At 71.6% G+C, this 14972-nt stretch carries 9 protein-coding genes and 1 pseudogene; 6 read left to right on the plus strand and 4 right to left on the minus strand.

Annotated elements, in window-relative coordinates:
* Window positions 1-16 precede the first annotated feature (16 nt).
* Genes ACFHWY_RS23790 through ACFHWY_RS23800 form a run of 3 tightly spaced genes read right to left on the minus strand, consistent with a single transcriptional unit; the run spans window position 17 to window position 3044 of the window.
* Window positions 17-1654, minus strand: coding sequence for a GMC family oxidoreductase N-terminal domain-containing protein (locus tag ACFHWY_RS23790; protein ID WP_416582470.1), 1638 nt, complete (start codon window positions 1652-1654; stop codon window positions 17-19).
* Complete coding sequence (locus ACFHWY_RS23795) at window positions 1651-2217, minus strand: DUF5987 family protein (RefSeq protein ID WP_416582471.1); 567 nt, start codon at window positions 2215-2217, stop codon at window positions 1651-1653. The genes ACFHWY_RS23790 and ACFHWY_RS23795 overlap by 4 nt, the downstream gene beginning before the upstream one ends.
* A complete protein-coding gene (locus ACFHWY_RS23800) occupies window positions 2217-3044 on the minus strand; it encodes a TIGR03084 family metal-binding protein (protein WP_416582472.1) in 828 nt (275 codons plus the stop codon). Before ACFHWY_RS23800 ends, ACFHWY_RS23795 begins: the two co-directional genes overlap by 1 nt.
* 312 nt (window positions 3045-3356) lie before the next feature.
* On the opposite strand from ACFHWY_RS23800, the gene ACFHWY_RS23805 reads away from it, so the two are divergent.
* The 6 genes from ACFHWY_RS23805 to ACFHWY_RS23830 all read left to right on the plus strand — a co-directional run bounded on the left by ACFHWY_RS23805 (window position 3357) and on the right by ACFHWY_RS23830 (window position 13630).
* Window positions 3357-4358 (plus strand): DUF1702 family protein, encoded by a 1002-nt coding sequence (locus ACFHWY_RS23805; protein ID WP_416582473.1) that lies wholly within the window; start codon window positions 3357-3359, stop codon window positions 4356-4358.
* A 103-nt stretch (window positions 4359-4461) separates the two neighbouring features.
* Window positions 4462-5448, plus strand: coding sequence for a DUF1702 family protein (locus tag ACFHWY_RS23810; protein ID WP_416582474.1), 987 nt, complete (start codon window positions 4462-4464; stop codon window positions 5446-5448).
* 40 nt (window positions 5449-5488) lie between these two features.
* A complete protein-coding gene (locus ACFHWY_RS23815; RefSeq protein ID WP_416582475.1) occupies window positions 5489-11278 on the plus strand; it encodes an SDR family NAD(P)-dependent oxidoreductase in 5790 nt (1929 codons plus the stop codon).
* Window positions 11278-11718: an acyl-CoA thioesterase gene (locus tag ACFHWY_RS23820; RefSeq protein ID WP_416582476.1), complete on the plus strand. Its 441-nt coding sequence runs from the start codon at window positions 11278-11280 to the stop codon at window positions 11716-11718. The genes ACFHWY_RS23815 and ACFHWY_RS23820 overlap by 1 nt, the downstream gene beginning before the upstream one ends.
* Window positions 11715-12266: a flavin reductase family protein gene (locus ACFHWY_RS23825; protein ID WP_416582477.1), complete on the plus strand. Its 552-nt coding sequence runs from the start codon at window positions 11715-11717 to the stop codon at window positions 12264-12266. The genes ACFHWY_RS23820 and ACFHWY_RS23825 overlap by 4 nt, the downstream gene beginning before the upstream one ends.
* Window positions 12263-13630, plus strand: coding sequence for a cytochrome P450 (locus ACFHWY_RS23830; protein ID WP_416582478.1), 1368 nt, complete (start codon window positions 12263-12265; stop codon window positions 13628-13630). The genes ACFHWY_RS23825 and ACFHWY_RS23830 overlap by 4 nt, the downstream gene beginning before the upstream one ends.
* A gap of 467 nt (window positions 13631-14097) precedes the next feature.
* Here ACFHWY_RS23830 and ACFHWY_RS23835 read toward each other — a convergent pair.
* Window positions 14098-14406, minus strand: a pseudogene (locus ACFHWY_RS23835) (helix-turn-helix domain-containing protein); the annotation flags it as partial.
* Window positions 14407-14972: the final 566 nt, after the last annotated feature.

Consider the following 14972-nt stretch of genomic DNA (forward strand, 5'->3'; position numbering starts at 1 on the left):
GACGACGGTAGCCCGGTCACGCGGCCAGCGGCGGCGGCACCGCCACTGTCCGGGTGCCGTCGGGGCTGGGCGCGCCGTACCTGACGGTCACCCCCCGCCGCTGGGCCGCGCGTACCAGACCGGGTACCGCACGCTCGGCCAACGCGGCGATGGTCAGGGCCGGGTTGACGGTCAGGGCTCCTGGCACCGCCGAGCCGTCAGTGACGAAGATGCCCGGATGATCCCGCAACTCGTGCCGGTCGTCGAGGGCCGAGGTCGCCGGGTCGTCGCCGATGCGGCAGGACGACAGCGGGTGCACGGTGTACGCACCCACCTGGTCGTTGGTCCACGGACTGACCCGGGCCAGGCCGTCGCGTTCCAGGATGTCCCGGACCTCGGTGTCGGACTCGGCCCACCCGCGCAGCGTGTTCACGGTCGGTTCGTAGCGAAGGGCACCACGGCCGAGCATCTGCTGGGCGATCCGCTCGGCGTTGCCGCGCTGCGGTGGGGCGCCGAAGACACCCTCGTTGTCGTCCTCGCTCATGGTGAAGACCGTCAGCCAGGAACGCCACCGGCGCAGCATCGCCTTCTTCTCCCGGCCGAACCAGGTCGGTCCGGTGGCTCCGGGCACCTGGGCGAGGACTGTGCCCAAGCCGGGCGGGAAGTACAACTGCTCCAGCGAGAAGCGGCTGTACTCGGGCAACGAACCGTCGAGCCTGTCCCAGGTGGCCACGCACGGGCCCCGCCCAATCTGGTACGCCTCGTACGCGGTGCCGTCGCCCCGGTCGAGCCCGAGCAGGTCGCGGGCCCGCTCTTCGTCCACCACGGCGGTGTTCAACCGCTCGCCGTTGCCGGAGAAGTAGCGGCCGACGGCCGGTGGCATCGTGCCCAGGGCCGCCGCCGAGCGTTGCAGGATGACCGGGGTGGCACCGGCCCCGGCGGCGAGCACCACGATCTTCGCCTCTATGACGCCGGAGCCCCGGGTGAGGCGATAGTCGACGTCGTCCACGACGTCGTAGTGGACCTGGTACCCGCCCGTCGGAGTCCGGGTCAGCCGCTGGACCTCGTGCAGGGGCCGGATCCGCGCGCCGTGGGCGAGCGCGGCGGGCAGGTAGTTCAGCAGCAGCGACCGCTTGGCGTCGAACCGGCAACCCGCCATCATCCAATTGCAGTTCGTGCAGCGGGGCTTGTCGATTGCCGACGGGACGGGGTTGGCGGTACGCCCGGCGCGGGCGCAGGCGGCGGCGAAGAGGCCACCGGCGAACGGCACGTCGTCCCAGGACTGCTCGGTCACCGGTAGCGCGCCGCTGACGATGTCGTACCACGGCTCCAGGGTGTCCCGGTCGATCGAGGAGGGCCACATCCGCCGGCCGAGGCCACCGGTCCGGTCGAAGACGAACCGAGGGGCGCGCGGCATGGTGGCGAAGTAGACGACGCTGCCACCACCGACGCAGTTGCCGGCGAGCACGCTCATCCCGTCGCCGACGGTGAAGTCGAAGATCCGGGTGTACGAGGAGCCGAGGAGGAAGTCGTGCTGGTACTCGTCGCTGGCCAGCCACGGGCCCCGTTCCAGCATCACCACGCGGGCCCCACCGGCGGCGAGGTGGTACGCCGGGATCGCGCCGCCGAAGCCGCTGCCAACGACGACGACGTCGGTCTGCTCGATGCTGGTCATGCCGGACTCCCCGTCGCCGTGGTGTGCGGGTGCACGGAGGCCAACCGCCGATGATAGGAGAACTGCGGGAAACGCCAGAGCCCGTCGAGGTCCGGCTGACCAACGCCGAGCAGGGACAGCCCGGGGTGACCCTGGTCGAGCGCCTCAGCGGTGGGCAGATGCGGGGCGCTGTCGAAGGCCATGGTGCAGAACAGGGCGACGCCGAACCACACCTCCCGCTCCGGATGTGATGGGTCGGTCAGCTGCTCGACCAGGGCGGTACGGGTGTCGAAGTCGAGGGCGACGAACGGTGGCACCGCCGGGTCCAGGGTGTGCTGCCCGACTCGCGCCTGGTGCTGCGCGTGCATGTTGAGCAGGCCGGCGATCCCGTCCAGCGCCTCTGTCAGGCCCAGCGCGGGATGCGCGAGCACCTCTAGGGCGCCCGCCTGCACCGCGCCCGGATCGTCCTCGACACCGGCGATCGCCCGGTCGTCGGGCGAGCGCTTCACACCCGGGACGATCGTGTCGGCGAAAGCCTCCAGAGTCGCCGTGGTCGCCGGTTCGACCGGCGTGGCGGCGGCCATCACCGGCGTCGCCCGGCGTCGCCCGGCGCCTCGGTCGCGCCCGCGGCGAACTGGCCCGGACGCCGGCCGGGCCCCGCCGGGCCACGGTAGGCCTGAGCGATGTCCAGCCAGTGGTCGGCGTCGGCTCCGGTCGCCCGCAGGCCAAGGTCGTCGCGGTGCCGCCGACGCGTGACCAGCAGGCAGAAGTCCACTGCGGGGCCCTCGATCAACTCGGCGTCCTGGGCCCCGTGCGCCCAGACCTCACCCGAGGGCGCGGTCAGCTCGTACCGGAGGCCCTCCCTGGGCGGCGTCAGGCCACGGCTCAGGTAACCGAAGTCCCAGGTCCGGACGGCGAAGTCGACCACGTGCCAGATCCGGTCGGTGCGCTCGGGCGTCCGACCCAGGGCATCGGCCACGTCCTGGCCGTGCGCGAAAAGCTCCATCATTCCGGCGGCGGCGAGGACCGAGGCCGGCAACGGGCGGACGAGCCAGGGCACGACCTGGTCGGCCGGCACGCCGGCGAGCTCCTCCACGGCCGTGGTCCACTCCTCGCGCCACCGTCCGCGCAGGGCCGCCGTGCCGCCGTCGAGATAGCGGGACAGCGCGACCGCCACGTTGGCGTCGAAGTCGTCGCCGAGCCTCGCGGCGAGCGCCCGGAACGCCTCGGGTTCGGAGGCGGCCACCGCCGCCATCCGGAAGACCGCGCTCAGGTGCGCGATCTGGTGCCGGATCTCCCAGTCGGGCGCCGGCGTCGGTCGGGCCCAGTCGTCGGCGTCCAGGGTTGCCAGCAGCCGGTCGAATTCCGCGCAGTCGTCCGCCAGGTCGGCGAACACGTTCGACTTGTCCATCTCGTTCCTTCGCGTTTGACGATGCCCCGTGCGCCCCGCCGGCGTCGCTGTCGCGACGGCGTACGGGGGCGAACGCGTCGGGGCAGTGGCGAGGTTCAGCCTGCCGACGCGGCCGTACGCCGTCCTCTCCCGCTGTGCGCTTTTGATCGGCGACATGGTCGCCCCGGACGCACTTGCGCCGGTCCCGTCGTCGCCTGCTCGGCAGGGGCACTGGGCACGGCGGGAGAAGAATCGTCCGCCCCGGTGGCCGACGATGGAACAGCCGTCGACAGCTGACGGTTACCAGTCGACCTCGGTAGGAGAGCGGGAGCGATGCCCACCATCGTCGGTTCGCTACGTCGCCACGTACTGGCTCCGTCGTGGCAGGAGGTGGGCTTCCCCGCGCGAGGTTTCCCTGCCGCCGCCTCGGCCGCCGCGAGGCGACTGGAGGCAATCCCGCAGGCGGTCGTGTGTGGATTCGAGTGGGGCATCGACTCGTGCGACCTGTCGGAGGCGGAGCACCGTCTCGCGCTGGTCGACCCGTACCTGCGCGGCTTCGCCTACGAGGGCGCCACGATGGCGTTCACCATCCGCGACGCGATGTCGATGTTCCGGACCAGCCGTACCCGTGATCTGCTCCTCGGGCCGGGGCGGCCACACATCTTCCTCAACTACATCGGCATCGGGTTCGCTATGGCGCGGCTGCCCCGGGCGACCTGGCGCCGGATCCTGCCGGAGCTGTCCGGGATGCCGTACCACCCGACGATGAGCTGGCTCGCCGTCGACGGGTACGGCTTCGACCTGGCCTACCTCGACGTCGAACGCTGGGTGGGCAGGGGCGAGCGACCCCGGCCGTACCCGTGGGCGGGCGCGCCCGACTACTTCCTGCGCGCCGTGGACCAAGGAGTCGGTCGCGCCCTGTGGTTCATCCACGGTGCCCGGCCTGACGACGTGACGACGGCGATCGGCCGCTTCGCCGGCGAGCGGCAGGCCGACCTTTGGGCCGGTGTCGGTCTGGCGGCCACCTTCGCCGGCGGCTGCGATCCGGCCGGCCTGGTGACGCTGCGCCGGCACGCCGGCGGGCACCGGTCACACCTGGCACAGGGGACGGTCTTCGCGGCCCGGGCCCGAACGTTCTCGGGTGCGGTGCCGCCGTACACCGAGGACACAGTCGCGGCGCTGACCAGCTTGTCGGTCGCCGCCGCCTCGGCGTTGGCCGACGAGGTCGCGGTCGGTGGGATCCCGGCCGAGCGGGCCGACCCTCCGTACGAGGTGTGGCGCCGCCGGGTCCGGTCGCGCCTCGCCAGCCAGCCGGCAGGCGCGCCGGAGTCCTGACCCATCCACGGCGGGTAGTCGGCCCGCCGCCACCCGTGTCGCCAGGCGAATCGGACGCATGCCCCGATCCGTCCGGTCGACGCTGACCATATGAGGGGTAGTTGTGGCTTTCATCGGTTCGTTGCGCCGTGCCGTCCTGACGCCGGACCCACGTGGGACCCGGATGAGCGTTCGGGGCTTCCACACTCGATCCGAGCAGGCGCGGGATCTGCTCGAGACTATCGGCCGAACCTTCCTGGAAGGGTACGGCGAAGCCGCCGGGGCCCGCCGGGTCGCCGAGACCGAACCGGCGTTGGATCGGGTGCCGACCCGCTTCCGCGGCTTCGCCTACGAGGGGGCGGCGATGGGACTGGCCGTCCGCGACTGCCTGCCGTTCGGCGGGGGCCGGGTAAAGGAGTTCCTCGCCGGTCCCGGTGACCCGCACATCTACATGGCGTACGTCGGGATCGGCTGGGCGATGGCCCGCCTGCCCCGGTTCCGGTGGTCCCGGCTGTACGCCCCGGACCCGCTGCTGCGCTGGCTCGTGCTCGACGGGTACGGCTTCCACCAGGCGTACTTCCACACCCAAAAGTACGTGATCGAGCAGTTCCGGCACGAGCGGTTCCCCTGGCCCGTCGACGACGACACCGGCTACGCCACCCGGGTCATCGACCAGGGCATCGGCCGTGCCCTGTGGTTCGTCGGTGGCACCGACGTACGCCAGGTCAGCCGCCTCGTCGAGGGGTTCGCCGAAGCCCGCCGGGCCGACCTGTACAGCGGTGTCGGGCTGGCCGCCACCTATGCCGGTGGCGCCGACGAATCCGAGTTGCGCGAGTTGTGGCGGCGCGCGGCCACGTACCGCTCCCACCTGGCTCAGGGCGCGGCGTTCGGCGCGGCTGCCAGGGTCCGGGCGGGACTCGTGGTGCCCCACGTGGAACTGGCCACCCGGCTGTTCTGCGATCTCTCGCCGGCCGACGCGGCGGCGGTCACCGACCGGGTCCGGCCGGGCCTGTCGTTGCCCGGTGAACCACCGACGTACGAGATCTGGCGGAACTGGATCCGGGACAGCTTCGTCGTCGGCCAGCGTGCCCGTGCCGCAACCGACCGCTAGCACTGCGGTCGCCCGCGACCAGATCGGAGATTCCGCCACCATGACAAGGATCGCCATCGTCGGAATGGCCTGTCGATACCCGGACGCGTCGTCGCCGACAGAGCTGTGGGAGAACGCGGTCGCCGGCCGGCGCGCCTTCCGCCGGCTGCCTGACGCCCGGATGAGTCTGGACGACTACTGGTCGGCCGACGCCGCCGCGCCGGACCGCTTCTACGCCCGCAACGCCGCGGTGCTGCAGGACTGGGAATTCGACCGGGTCGCCTTCAAGGTGGCCGGCAGTACCTACCGATCCACCGACCTGACGCACTGGCTGGCCCTGGAGGTTGCCGCCGCCGCGCTGGCGGACGCCGGCTTCCCGATGGGGGCGGGCCTTCCCACCGAACGGACCGGGGTGGTGGTCGGCAACAGCCTTACCGGTGAATTCGCCCGGGCCAACCAGCTGCGGCTGCGCTGGCCGTTCGTCCGGCGGGTACTCGCACCCGTCCTGTCGGAGCTGGACTGGGGCGAGCAGCGAACGCGAGACTTCCTCGACCTTGTCGAGGCCGACTACAAGCGACCCTTCCCGCCCATCGACGAGGACACGCTCGCGGGAGCGCTGTCGAACACCATCGCCGGGCGCATCTGCAACCACTTCGACCTGCGTGGTGGCGGCTACACGGTGGACGGCGCCTGCTCGTCGTCACTGCTCTCGGTGACCACCGCCTGCCGGTCACTCGCCGACGGTGACGTCGACGTCATGGTGACCGGCGGGGTCGACCTCTCGATCGATCCGTTCGAGACCATCGGGTTCGCCCGGACGGGTGCTCTCGCCACCGGCGAGATGCGGGTGTACGACCGCGGGTCCAACGGGTTCTGGCCGGGCGAGGGCTGCGGCATGGTCGTGCTCATGCGCGAGCCGGACGCCCGGCGCGCCGGACACCGGATCTACGCCACCGTGGCCGGCTGGGGCGTGTCCTCCGACGGCCGTGGTGGCATCACCCGGCCTGAGATCGGCGGCTACCAGCTGGCCTTGCGGCGTGCCTACGCGCGGGCCGGTTTTGGGCTGGAGACGGTCGCGCTCTTCGAGGGGCACGGCACCGGTACACAGGTGGGCGACAGCACCGAGCTGTCCGCGCTGTCCCAGGCCCGCCGGCTGGCCGACCCCGATGCGCCGCCGGCGGTGATCAGCTCGATCAAGGCCATGATCGGGCACACCAAGGCGGCGGCCGGAGTCGCTGGCCTGATCAAGGCGGTCCTGGCGCTGCACCAACAGGTGCTCCCCCCGGCGCTCAGTTGCCCCGAACCGCACGAACTGCTCACCGGAGCGGAGCGGACCCTGCGGGTGCTCCCGGTAGCCGAACCCTGGCCGACCGGTGCACCGCTGCGGGCCGGCGTTACCGCCATGGGCTTCGGTGGGATCAACGCCCACGTGGTGGTGGAGAGCACCCGGGCCAGGCGGCCGGGCGGCCTCGACGCGCGGACCGCGAGGCTGGCCGCCGCAGCGCAGGACGCCGAACTGCTCGTGCTCGACGGGATGTCCTGGGCGGCGTTGCGGGACCGGGCGGAGCAGCTCGCGACGTTCGCTGGCGCCGCCACGTACGCACAGCTGACCGACCTCGCCGTGACCCTGCGGCGTGAACTGCGCGACCTGCCGTACCGGGCCGCGGTCGTGGTGGTGAACCCGGAGGACGCCGAACGCCGGCTGCGCCGGATCGTCGAGGTGGTGAGCCGGGGCGAGCAGTCGCTTCCCGACGGTGAGGACCGGGTGTTCCTGGGGCAGGTCGCCGGCCGGTCCCGGATCGGCTACCTCTTTCCCGGCCAGGGCTCCGGGCGGAGCACGGCCGGCGGCGCGCTGCGACGCAGGTTCCCGGTTGTGGACACGGTGTACCTGCAGGCGGGGTTGCCGGGCGATGCCGACTCGGTCGCCACCCAGGTCGCCCAGCCCCGCATCGTCACCGGTTCGGTCGCCGGCCTGTCCGCGCTGACGCTGCTCGGCATCGAGGCCACCGTGGCCGTCGGTCACAGCCTCGGCGAGCTGACCGCGCTGCACTGGGCTGGCGTGATGAGTGAGGCGGAGCTGCTGCGGCTGGCAACCGCGCGGGGAGCGGCCATGGCGCGGCACAGCGCGTCCGGAACCATGGCGGGGATCGCCGCCCCACCGGCCATCGTCGACCGTCTCGTCGACGGGCTGCCGGCCGTGGTCAGCGGGTACAACGGTCCCGCGCAGACGGTGGTATCCGGTGCGGTCGCCGCGGTACGTGAGGTCTGCCGCCGTGCTGCCGCCGACGGCATCGGCGCCACCCCGCTGACCGTCTCCCACGCCTTTCACTCGCCGCTGGTCGCGCCGGCGGCCGAGGTCTTTGCCGCCACGCTGGTCGGCGCCGACCTCGCTCCCGTCGGGCGTCGGGTCGTCTCCACTGTCACCGGCGAGCCGCTGCCGGCGGGTTCCGACGTGCCGTCCCTGTTGCGCCGGCAGATCACCGAGCCGGTGCGGTTCAGCGCGGCCGTCGCCATCGCCAGCGGCGAGGTCGACCTCTTCGTGGAGGTGGGACCGGGCCGGGTGCTGTCGCGGCTCGCGGCCGAGGCCACCGGCACTCCTGCGGTCCCGCTCGACACCGACGACGAGTCGCTGGTCAGCCTGCTGCGGGTGGTCGGGGCGGCGTACGTCGGGGGCGCGGCCGGGATCCCCGCCGCGCTGTTCGAGGACCGCCTGGCCCGCCCGATCGACGTCACCGTGCCACCGGCGGTGCTGACCAGCCCCTGCGAGGCGGTGCCGGTGGCCGGCGTCGCCGGGGGTGAGGGCGCGGCCTTCGGTCCGGCCGCACCACCGGGTGAGATGACGTGGCCGGGGGAGCCCGCCGACCGGTCCGGGCCGGGAGCGCTCGACCTGTTCCGGCAGATGGCCGCGAGTCGGGCGGAGCTCCCGGTCGAGATGGTGCGGCCGGACAGCCGGCTCCTGGACGACCTGCACCTGAGCTCCATCACCGTCGGCAAACTCGTCAACGAGGTGGCCGAGCGGATGGGAATGGGCGTGGTGAGTATGCCACTGAACTTCGCTGCGGCGTCGGTGCGGGAGCTCGCCGCCGCGCTGGAGGAACTGCAGGCGACCGGTGGCGAGGCGGCCGTAGTGGCCAGCCCGCCGGTGCTCGGCGCGGAGAGCTGGGCGCGAGCCTGGGCGGTCGATTTGGATCCGGCGCCGGTGCCCGAGCCCGTCGACCCGCTCGGGCCGGGTGGCTGGCGACTGTACGCCCCGGCGGACCATCCGTTCGCCGTCGTGCTCGCCGACCGGCTGGCGGCGACGGACACCGGCTCCGGTGTGCTGGTCTGCCTGCCGCGGGGCTGTACGGAGTCCGACCTGGAGCGGGCGCTGCACGGCGCCCAGGACGCGCTGGACGATGCCGACGTCGACCGGTTCGTGCTCGTCCAACACGACCGCGGTGCCGCCGGCCTGGCGAAGACGCTGCGGATGGAGCAGCCACGGGTGCGGGTGACGATCGCGCACGTCCCCGCCACCGCCGACGCGGTCGAGTACGTCGTCGACGAGGTACGGGCGACCGGCCACTACGTCGAAGCGTACTACGATTCTGACGGCACGCGACGGGTGCCGACGTTGCGGGCGATGCCCCTGCAACCGGAGCAGACCCGCGCGCCGCTTGACGAGTCGGACGTCCTGCTGGTCACCGGCGGTGGCAAGGGCATCACGGCCGAGTGCGCATTGACCCTGGCCGCGGAGACCGGGGCCAGGCTTGCCCTGCTCGGGCGATCCGACCCGGCGACCGACTCGGAGCTGGCGGCGAACCTGGAGCGGCTAGCCCATCACGGCGTGGTCGCCCACTACGTGCGGGCCGACGTCACCGAGCCGGATCAGGTGGCCGCCGCCGTCGAGGAGGCCGTCCGGGAGCTTGGTCCGGTGACCGCTGTGCTGCACGGCGCGGGTACCAACGAACCGGCGGCGCTGGGCCGCATCGACACCGTCGCGCTGCGGCGTGCCTTCGCCGCGAAGGTGGGTGGGTTGCGGGCGGTGCTGGACGTCGTCGGAGCTGGCAACCTGCGTCTGCTGGTCACCCTCGGCAGCATCATCGGCCGGGCCGGCCTGCGGGGCGAGGCCCACTACGCGACGGCCAACGAGTGGCTGGTCGACGTGACCCGGACGGTCGGCGAGGAGCATCCGAGCTGCCGGTCGGTCTGCCTGGAATGGTCGGTGTGGTCCGGGGTGGGGATGGGTGAGCGGCTCTCCGTGGTGGACACGCTGGCCCGGGAGGGCGTCACGCCGATCACTCCCACCCAGGGTGTCGAACTCCTGCGCCGGCTGGTGACCGACCCGGCGGTGCCGCCGGTGGTGGTGATCAGTGGACGCACCTCCGGCATCGAGACCGTGCGCTACGAGCGGGTGGAGCTGCCGCTGCTGCGGTTCCTGGAACGGCCGCTGGTGCACTATCCCCGGGTCGAGCTGGTGACCGAGGCGGAGTTGAGTACCGGCAGCGACTTCTACCTGTCCGACCACCGTCTCGACGGGAATCTGTTGTTTCCGGCGGTGCTCGGCATGGAGGCGATGGCTCAGGTCGCGTCGGCACTGACCGGTCGGTCGTCGGCGCCGGCGGTGCAGAACGCGGAGTTCCTGCGACCGATCGTCATCGCGCCGCAGGGGGCGACCCAGATCCGCGTCGCAGCGGTGGTTACCGCTCCCGACGTGGTGCAGGTGGCCATCCACAGCAGCGAGACCCGGTTCGCCGCCGAACACTTCCGGGCCCGCCTGCGGTACGGCACACCGGTCGTACCCGACGGGCCGCCCTGGCCGGTACCGGCGGATGTGCCGGAGGTGCCGGTGCGGCCGGCGACGGAGCTCTACGGTGACCTGCTGTTCCAGGGCCGCCGGTTCCAGCGCGTACTGCGCTACCACCAAGCCGCGGCCCGCGAGGTCGACGCCGACCTGCTTGCCGAGGAGCACGACTGGTTCGCCGCCTTCCATCCGCGGACGCTGCTGCTCGGCGACCCCGGCCTCCGGGACGCGCTGATGCACGGCAACCAGGTCTGCGTGCCGAACGCCACCCTGCTGCCGACCGGGGTCGCACAGATCCGGGCCGCCGCCGGCGCGCGGGGGCCGGGACCGTACCGGTATCAGGCGGTCGAACGGTCCCGCGACGGCGACACCTTCATCTATGACGTGGTGCTGCGGACCGGTGACGGCGACGTGGTCGAGCGTTGGGAGGGTTTGAGCCTGCGTGCCGTACGCCGTGGCGACGGGCGGGGGCCGTGGCTCGCGCCGCTGCTCGGGCCGATCCTGCAACGCGCGGCCGGTGAGCTGACCGGCGTCGAGGTCGCGGTCGGGGTCGAGCCCGACGGGACGGACGCCAACGACAGTGGCGATCTGGTGGCGACCCGCCGGTCCCGCTCGGCCCGGGCACTGGCCCGCGCCACCGGGCGCAGGTGGCTGGTGCGGTATCGCGGTGACGGTCGGCCGGAGATCGACGGGGGACAGCAGGTCTCGTTCGCGCACGGTGCGGGAGTGACGGTGTGCACCGTGGCGTCCCAACCGACCGGCTGTGACGTGGAGGCGGTGGTGCCCCGTACCTCGGTGGAGTGGCGCGGGCTGCTCGGCGCGCACGCGGAGCTGCTGACCGGGCCGGACGGTGGCGACGACCGCGACGTGGCGGGCACCCGTGTCTGGGTGGCCATGGAATGCCTGCAGAAGGCGGGCGAACCCCTGGCGGGCCCGATCACCGTCCGGCCTGTCGAGCAGCCCGGCTGGGTCGTGCTCAGCGCGGGACCGATCACCGTCGCGACCTTCGTGACGGCGTTGCGCGACGTGCCCGAGCCGGTGGTTTTCGGGCTCCTGACCAGGGAGGGCTGATGGCCCGCTATTTCGAGTACCGGCACGTGGTCGGGTTCGAGGAGACCAACCTCGTCGGCAACGTCTACTACGTGCACTACCTGCGTTGGCAGGGCCGATGTCGTGAGCTGTTCCTGCGGGAACGGGCGCCGCGGGTGCTCGACGAACTACGGGCGGATCTCAAGCTGTTCACCCTGCGGGTCGACTGCGAGTTCTTCGCCGAACTCACCGCCCTCGACGAGGTGTCCGTCCGGATGCGACTGGTCGATCTGGCGCAGACACAGGTCGAGTTCGGCTTCGACTACCTGCGCCTCACCGAGGCCGTGGGAGAAACGCTGGTGGCCCGGGGGATGCAGCGGGTGGCCTGCATGCGGGGCCCGAACACGCGGACCGTGCCCACCCGGGTACCGGAGGTTCTGGCACAGGCGCTTGCGCCGTACGTGCGGGCGGAGGCGTCGTGACCACAGCGCCGGGTGTGCGGCCCGAACCCCCACCCGATGGGCACCTCGCCACCGGCCGTGAGCTGCGGCGGGTTTTCGGCACCTTCGCCACCGGTGTGACCGTCCTGACGGTGGGTGGTGAGCATCCGCACGGCATGACGGCGAACTCCTTCGCGTCCGTCTCGCTCGACCCGCCGCTGGTGCTCGTTTGTGTCGGCCGTCGCACGGTGATGCATTCCCGCTTGGCGGACGCCGTGGAATTCGGGGTCTCGGTGCTGGCGGCCGGTCACGCCGACATCGCGCGCTACTTCGCCGATTCCCGGCGCCCGGTCGGACCGGAGGAGTTCTCCGGGATCCGGACGGTGCCCGGGGCGCGGACCGGTGCACCGCTGATCGCCGGTGCCCTGGCCTGGTTCGAGTGCGAGCCGTGGCGACGGTACGACGGCGGCGATCACACGATCGTCGTCGCCCGGCTGCTCGCGGCCGGGCGGGTCGCCGCCGGCGGGGCCCTGCTGTTTCACGACGGGCTGCTGGGCACGACCGAGTACGAGCGGAGGACGTGGGGATGACGGCACGGGATCCACGACCGGTGGCACCGCCGGGGCCGCCCAGGCGGTCGGCGCTGCGGATGCTGGCGGTGATGACCCGCGACCGGCTGGGGATGATCAGGGACGCCGTCGACCGGTACGGCGATGCGGTACGGATCCCGGTGGGCCACAAGAGCCTGCACGTGTTCAACCACCCGGACCACGCGCAGCACGTGCTGGCCGACAACGCGGGCAACTATCGCAAGGGCATCGGTCTGGTGCACGCCCGGCGGGCACTCGGCGACGGCCTGCTGACCAGCGAGGGCGAGCTGTGGCGCATGCAGCGTAAGGTGATCCAGCCGGTGTTCCTGCCGCGGCGGCTGGCACACCACGCCGGCTTTATCGCGGCCGAGGCGCAGCGGTTGGTCCACCGGCTCCGTCAGCGCGAGGGGGGCGGTGCGGTGGACGTGATCGCCGAGTTCACCGGCCTCACCCTGAGTGTGTTGGGTTGGACCCTGCTCGATGCCGACCTGAGCCCGTTCGGATCCGTCGGCGAGCAGTTCGCGGCGGTCCAGGACCAGGCGATGTTCGAGCTGGCCACGCTCGGGATGGTGCCCGCCTGGGTGCCGCTGCCTCGCCAGCTGCGCTTTCGGCGGGCACGACGTGAGCTGCAAAGGGTGGTGGACCGGCTGGTGGCGGCGCGGGCGGGAGATGCCGACGGTCAGGACGACGCCCTCTCCCGGCTCATCGTATCCACCCGCGCCGAGCCGGATCCCCGGGTGGCGCGTGGTCGACTTCGCGACGAGTTGGTCACGCTGGTACTGGCCGGCCACGAAACCACCGCCAGCACCCTTGGCTGGACGTTGTACCGCGTCGACCGCGAGCCGGAGGTGCGGCACCGGTTGCGAGCGGAGGCGCAGGCGGTGCTGGGCGGACGGTTGCCCTGCTACGAGGACCTGCACCAGCTGCGCTACACCACGATGGTGGTCAAGGAGGCGATGCGACTGCACCCGCCGGTGTGGCTGCTGCCCCGGATCGCCGTCGCGCCCGACGTGGTGGGGGGGCACGCGGTGCCGGCCGGAGCCGATGTGGTGATCCTGCCGTACACCCTGCACCGGCATCGAGAGTTCTGGGTGGACCCTGAGCGGTTCGACCCCGAGCGGTTCGACCCGGCCAGGGCGCGGGACCGACCCCGGTACGCCTACATCCCGTTCGGTGCCGGCCCACGCATCTGTGTCGGCAGCAATCTCGGTTTGATGGAGGCGGTGTTCGTGCTGGCGATGATCGCCCGGGAGTTCCGGCTCTCGACGCCTCCCGGGCACCAGGTAGTCCCGGAGCCGATGCTGTCGCTGAGGATCCGCGGCGGGCTGCCGATGCTGGTCAGGGCGGTGGACGGCGGCGGCTGACGGCGGTCGCGTTCCTGGGCGCGTCGGATCCTGAGCGCCGTCTCGGGTGGCAGGTCGAGCAGGGACAGCAGTGCTGGTGGGTCGAGGTCGCGGTGGGGGCGGACGAACACCTCGGCCCCCTGCACGTTCCCGCCCTCGGAGACTCGGATCGGTCCGTACCGGGCCACCCCGGGGACATGATCGGTGGGGTGCTGATCGCTGGGCGGGCACTGCCACTGGCCGAGCGAGTGCGCGACGAGGTACCAGTCACCGGCGCCGACGCCACACAGCCGGTAGGGGCCCGGACGGTTCAAGGTGGTCCAGCTCATCGGTGGCCCCTCGGCGATGGCGTCCGGGAACAGTCCGATGAAGATCGGCTTGGTGAGGCGCGGGCAGAACGTGCGTACCTCACCGCTGATGATGGCGCTGCCCTGCGACGTCCGGTTCTGCCCGATCGGCGGCAACGGGTTGAGGAATCGACGCCGGTAGGCTACCGGGGACACTCCGACGCTGCGATGGAATCGCGAGCTGAAGGTGCCGAGACTGGTGTATCCGACAGAAATGCTGATACTCGCCACGGTCATCGAGGTGTTGGCGAGCAGACGTTTTGCCTCCTGGATCCGGATCGCGGCGAGGAAGCGTCCCGGTGATATCCCTGTCATCCGGCGGAACAGTCGCGAGAAGTGGTACCTGCTGAACATCGCCACGCTCGCGAGTTCGTCGATTGTCAGCGGCTCGTCAAGCCTTTCGCGCATCGTCCACAACGCACGCCTGACGGCTACCTCCCCCATCAACATGAGGTCACCCGGAGTGCCGGTCGGACGTTTGTCGGGGGCACCTGTGGTGCCGTGCCGCTCGGCTGTGTAAGCGCATAAATGAATTCTTCCAAGGAGGTTTGTTCTATTTGTCGGCGTCTCGCTAACGCTGGATACTATCGCTCGTCATTGGTATAGGCAACTCCCGATTTCTCGACGGTTGTGTTGTGTAGTTGAATGAGTCACCGCCAGTGACAGATAGTGGCACTATTCGCCTCTTACGTAGAGGTCGTGTCAAAAGCGTGTCAAGTGGACGGGCGTAGTGCCCTGGGGTGCGACGACCCGACTGTGCCTGGCGGTCCGGGCTACCGCCGGCCCGGCCACCGTCCGTGATCTCGCCGGGGGGTGGCGCGGCAGAATCTTGCCCGAGAGGGTGAGCCTCTGCCGTACGACATGACGGGGGCTTTGTCCACATGGCGGGTATCCGGCAAGTCCTGTAAATGCGTACGTAGGGCAAAGCCGCTGTGAGGATTGGAGAGCCGGGTCACAGGGCCGTTGCGTTCTCGCTCGGCAAGCCGGTGAGCTGGGATGATGCTGGGTGATTGGCC

Source organism: Micromonospora sp. LOL_024 (assembly GCF_048060415.1).
Classification (GTDB): domain Bacteria; phylum Actinomycetota; class Actinomycetes; order Mycobacteriales; family Micromonosporaceae; genus Micromonospora.

Coding starts and splice junctions, on each gene's coding strand:
- ACFHWY_RS23790 (WP_416582470.1), bottom strand. CDS start 1,654: ATGACCAGCATCGAGCAGACCGACGTCGTCGTCGTTGGCAGCGGCTTC.
- ACFHWY_RS23815 (WP_416582475.1), top strand. CDS start 5,489: ATGACAAGGATCGCCATCGTCGGAATGGCCTGTCGATACCCGGACGCG.
- ACFHWY_RS23820 (WP_416582476.1), top strand. CDS start 11,278: ATGGCCCGCTATTTCGAGTACCGGCACGTGGTCGGGTTCGAGGAGACC.
- ACFHWY_RS23830 (WP_416582478.1), top strand. CDS start 12,263: ATGACGGCACGGGATCCACGACCGGTGGCACCGCCGGGGCCGCCCAGG.
- ACFHWY_RS23800 (WP_416582472.1), bottom strand. CDS start 3,044: ATGGACAAGTCGAACGTGTTCGCCGACCTGGCGGACGACTGCGCGGAA.
- ACFHWY_RS23805 (WP_416582473.1), top strand. CDS start 3,357: ATGCCCACCATCGTCGGTTCGCTACGTCGCCACGTACTGGCTCCGTCG.
- ACFHWY_RS23795 (WP_416582471.1), bottom strand. CDS start 2,217: ATGGCCGCCGCCACGCCGGTCGAACCGGCGACCACGGCGACTCTGGAG.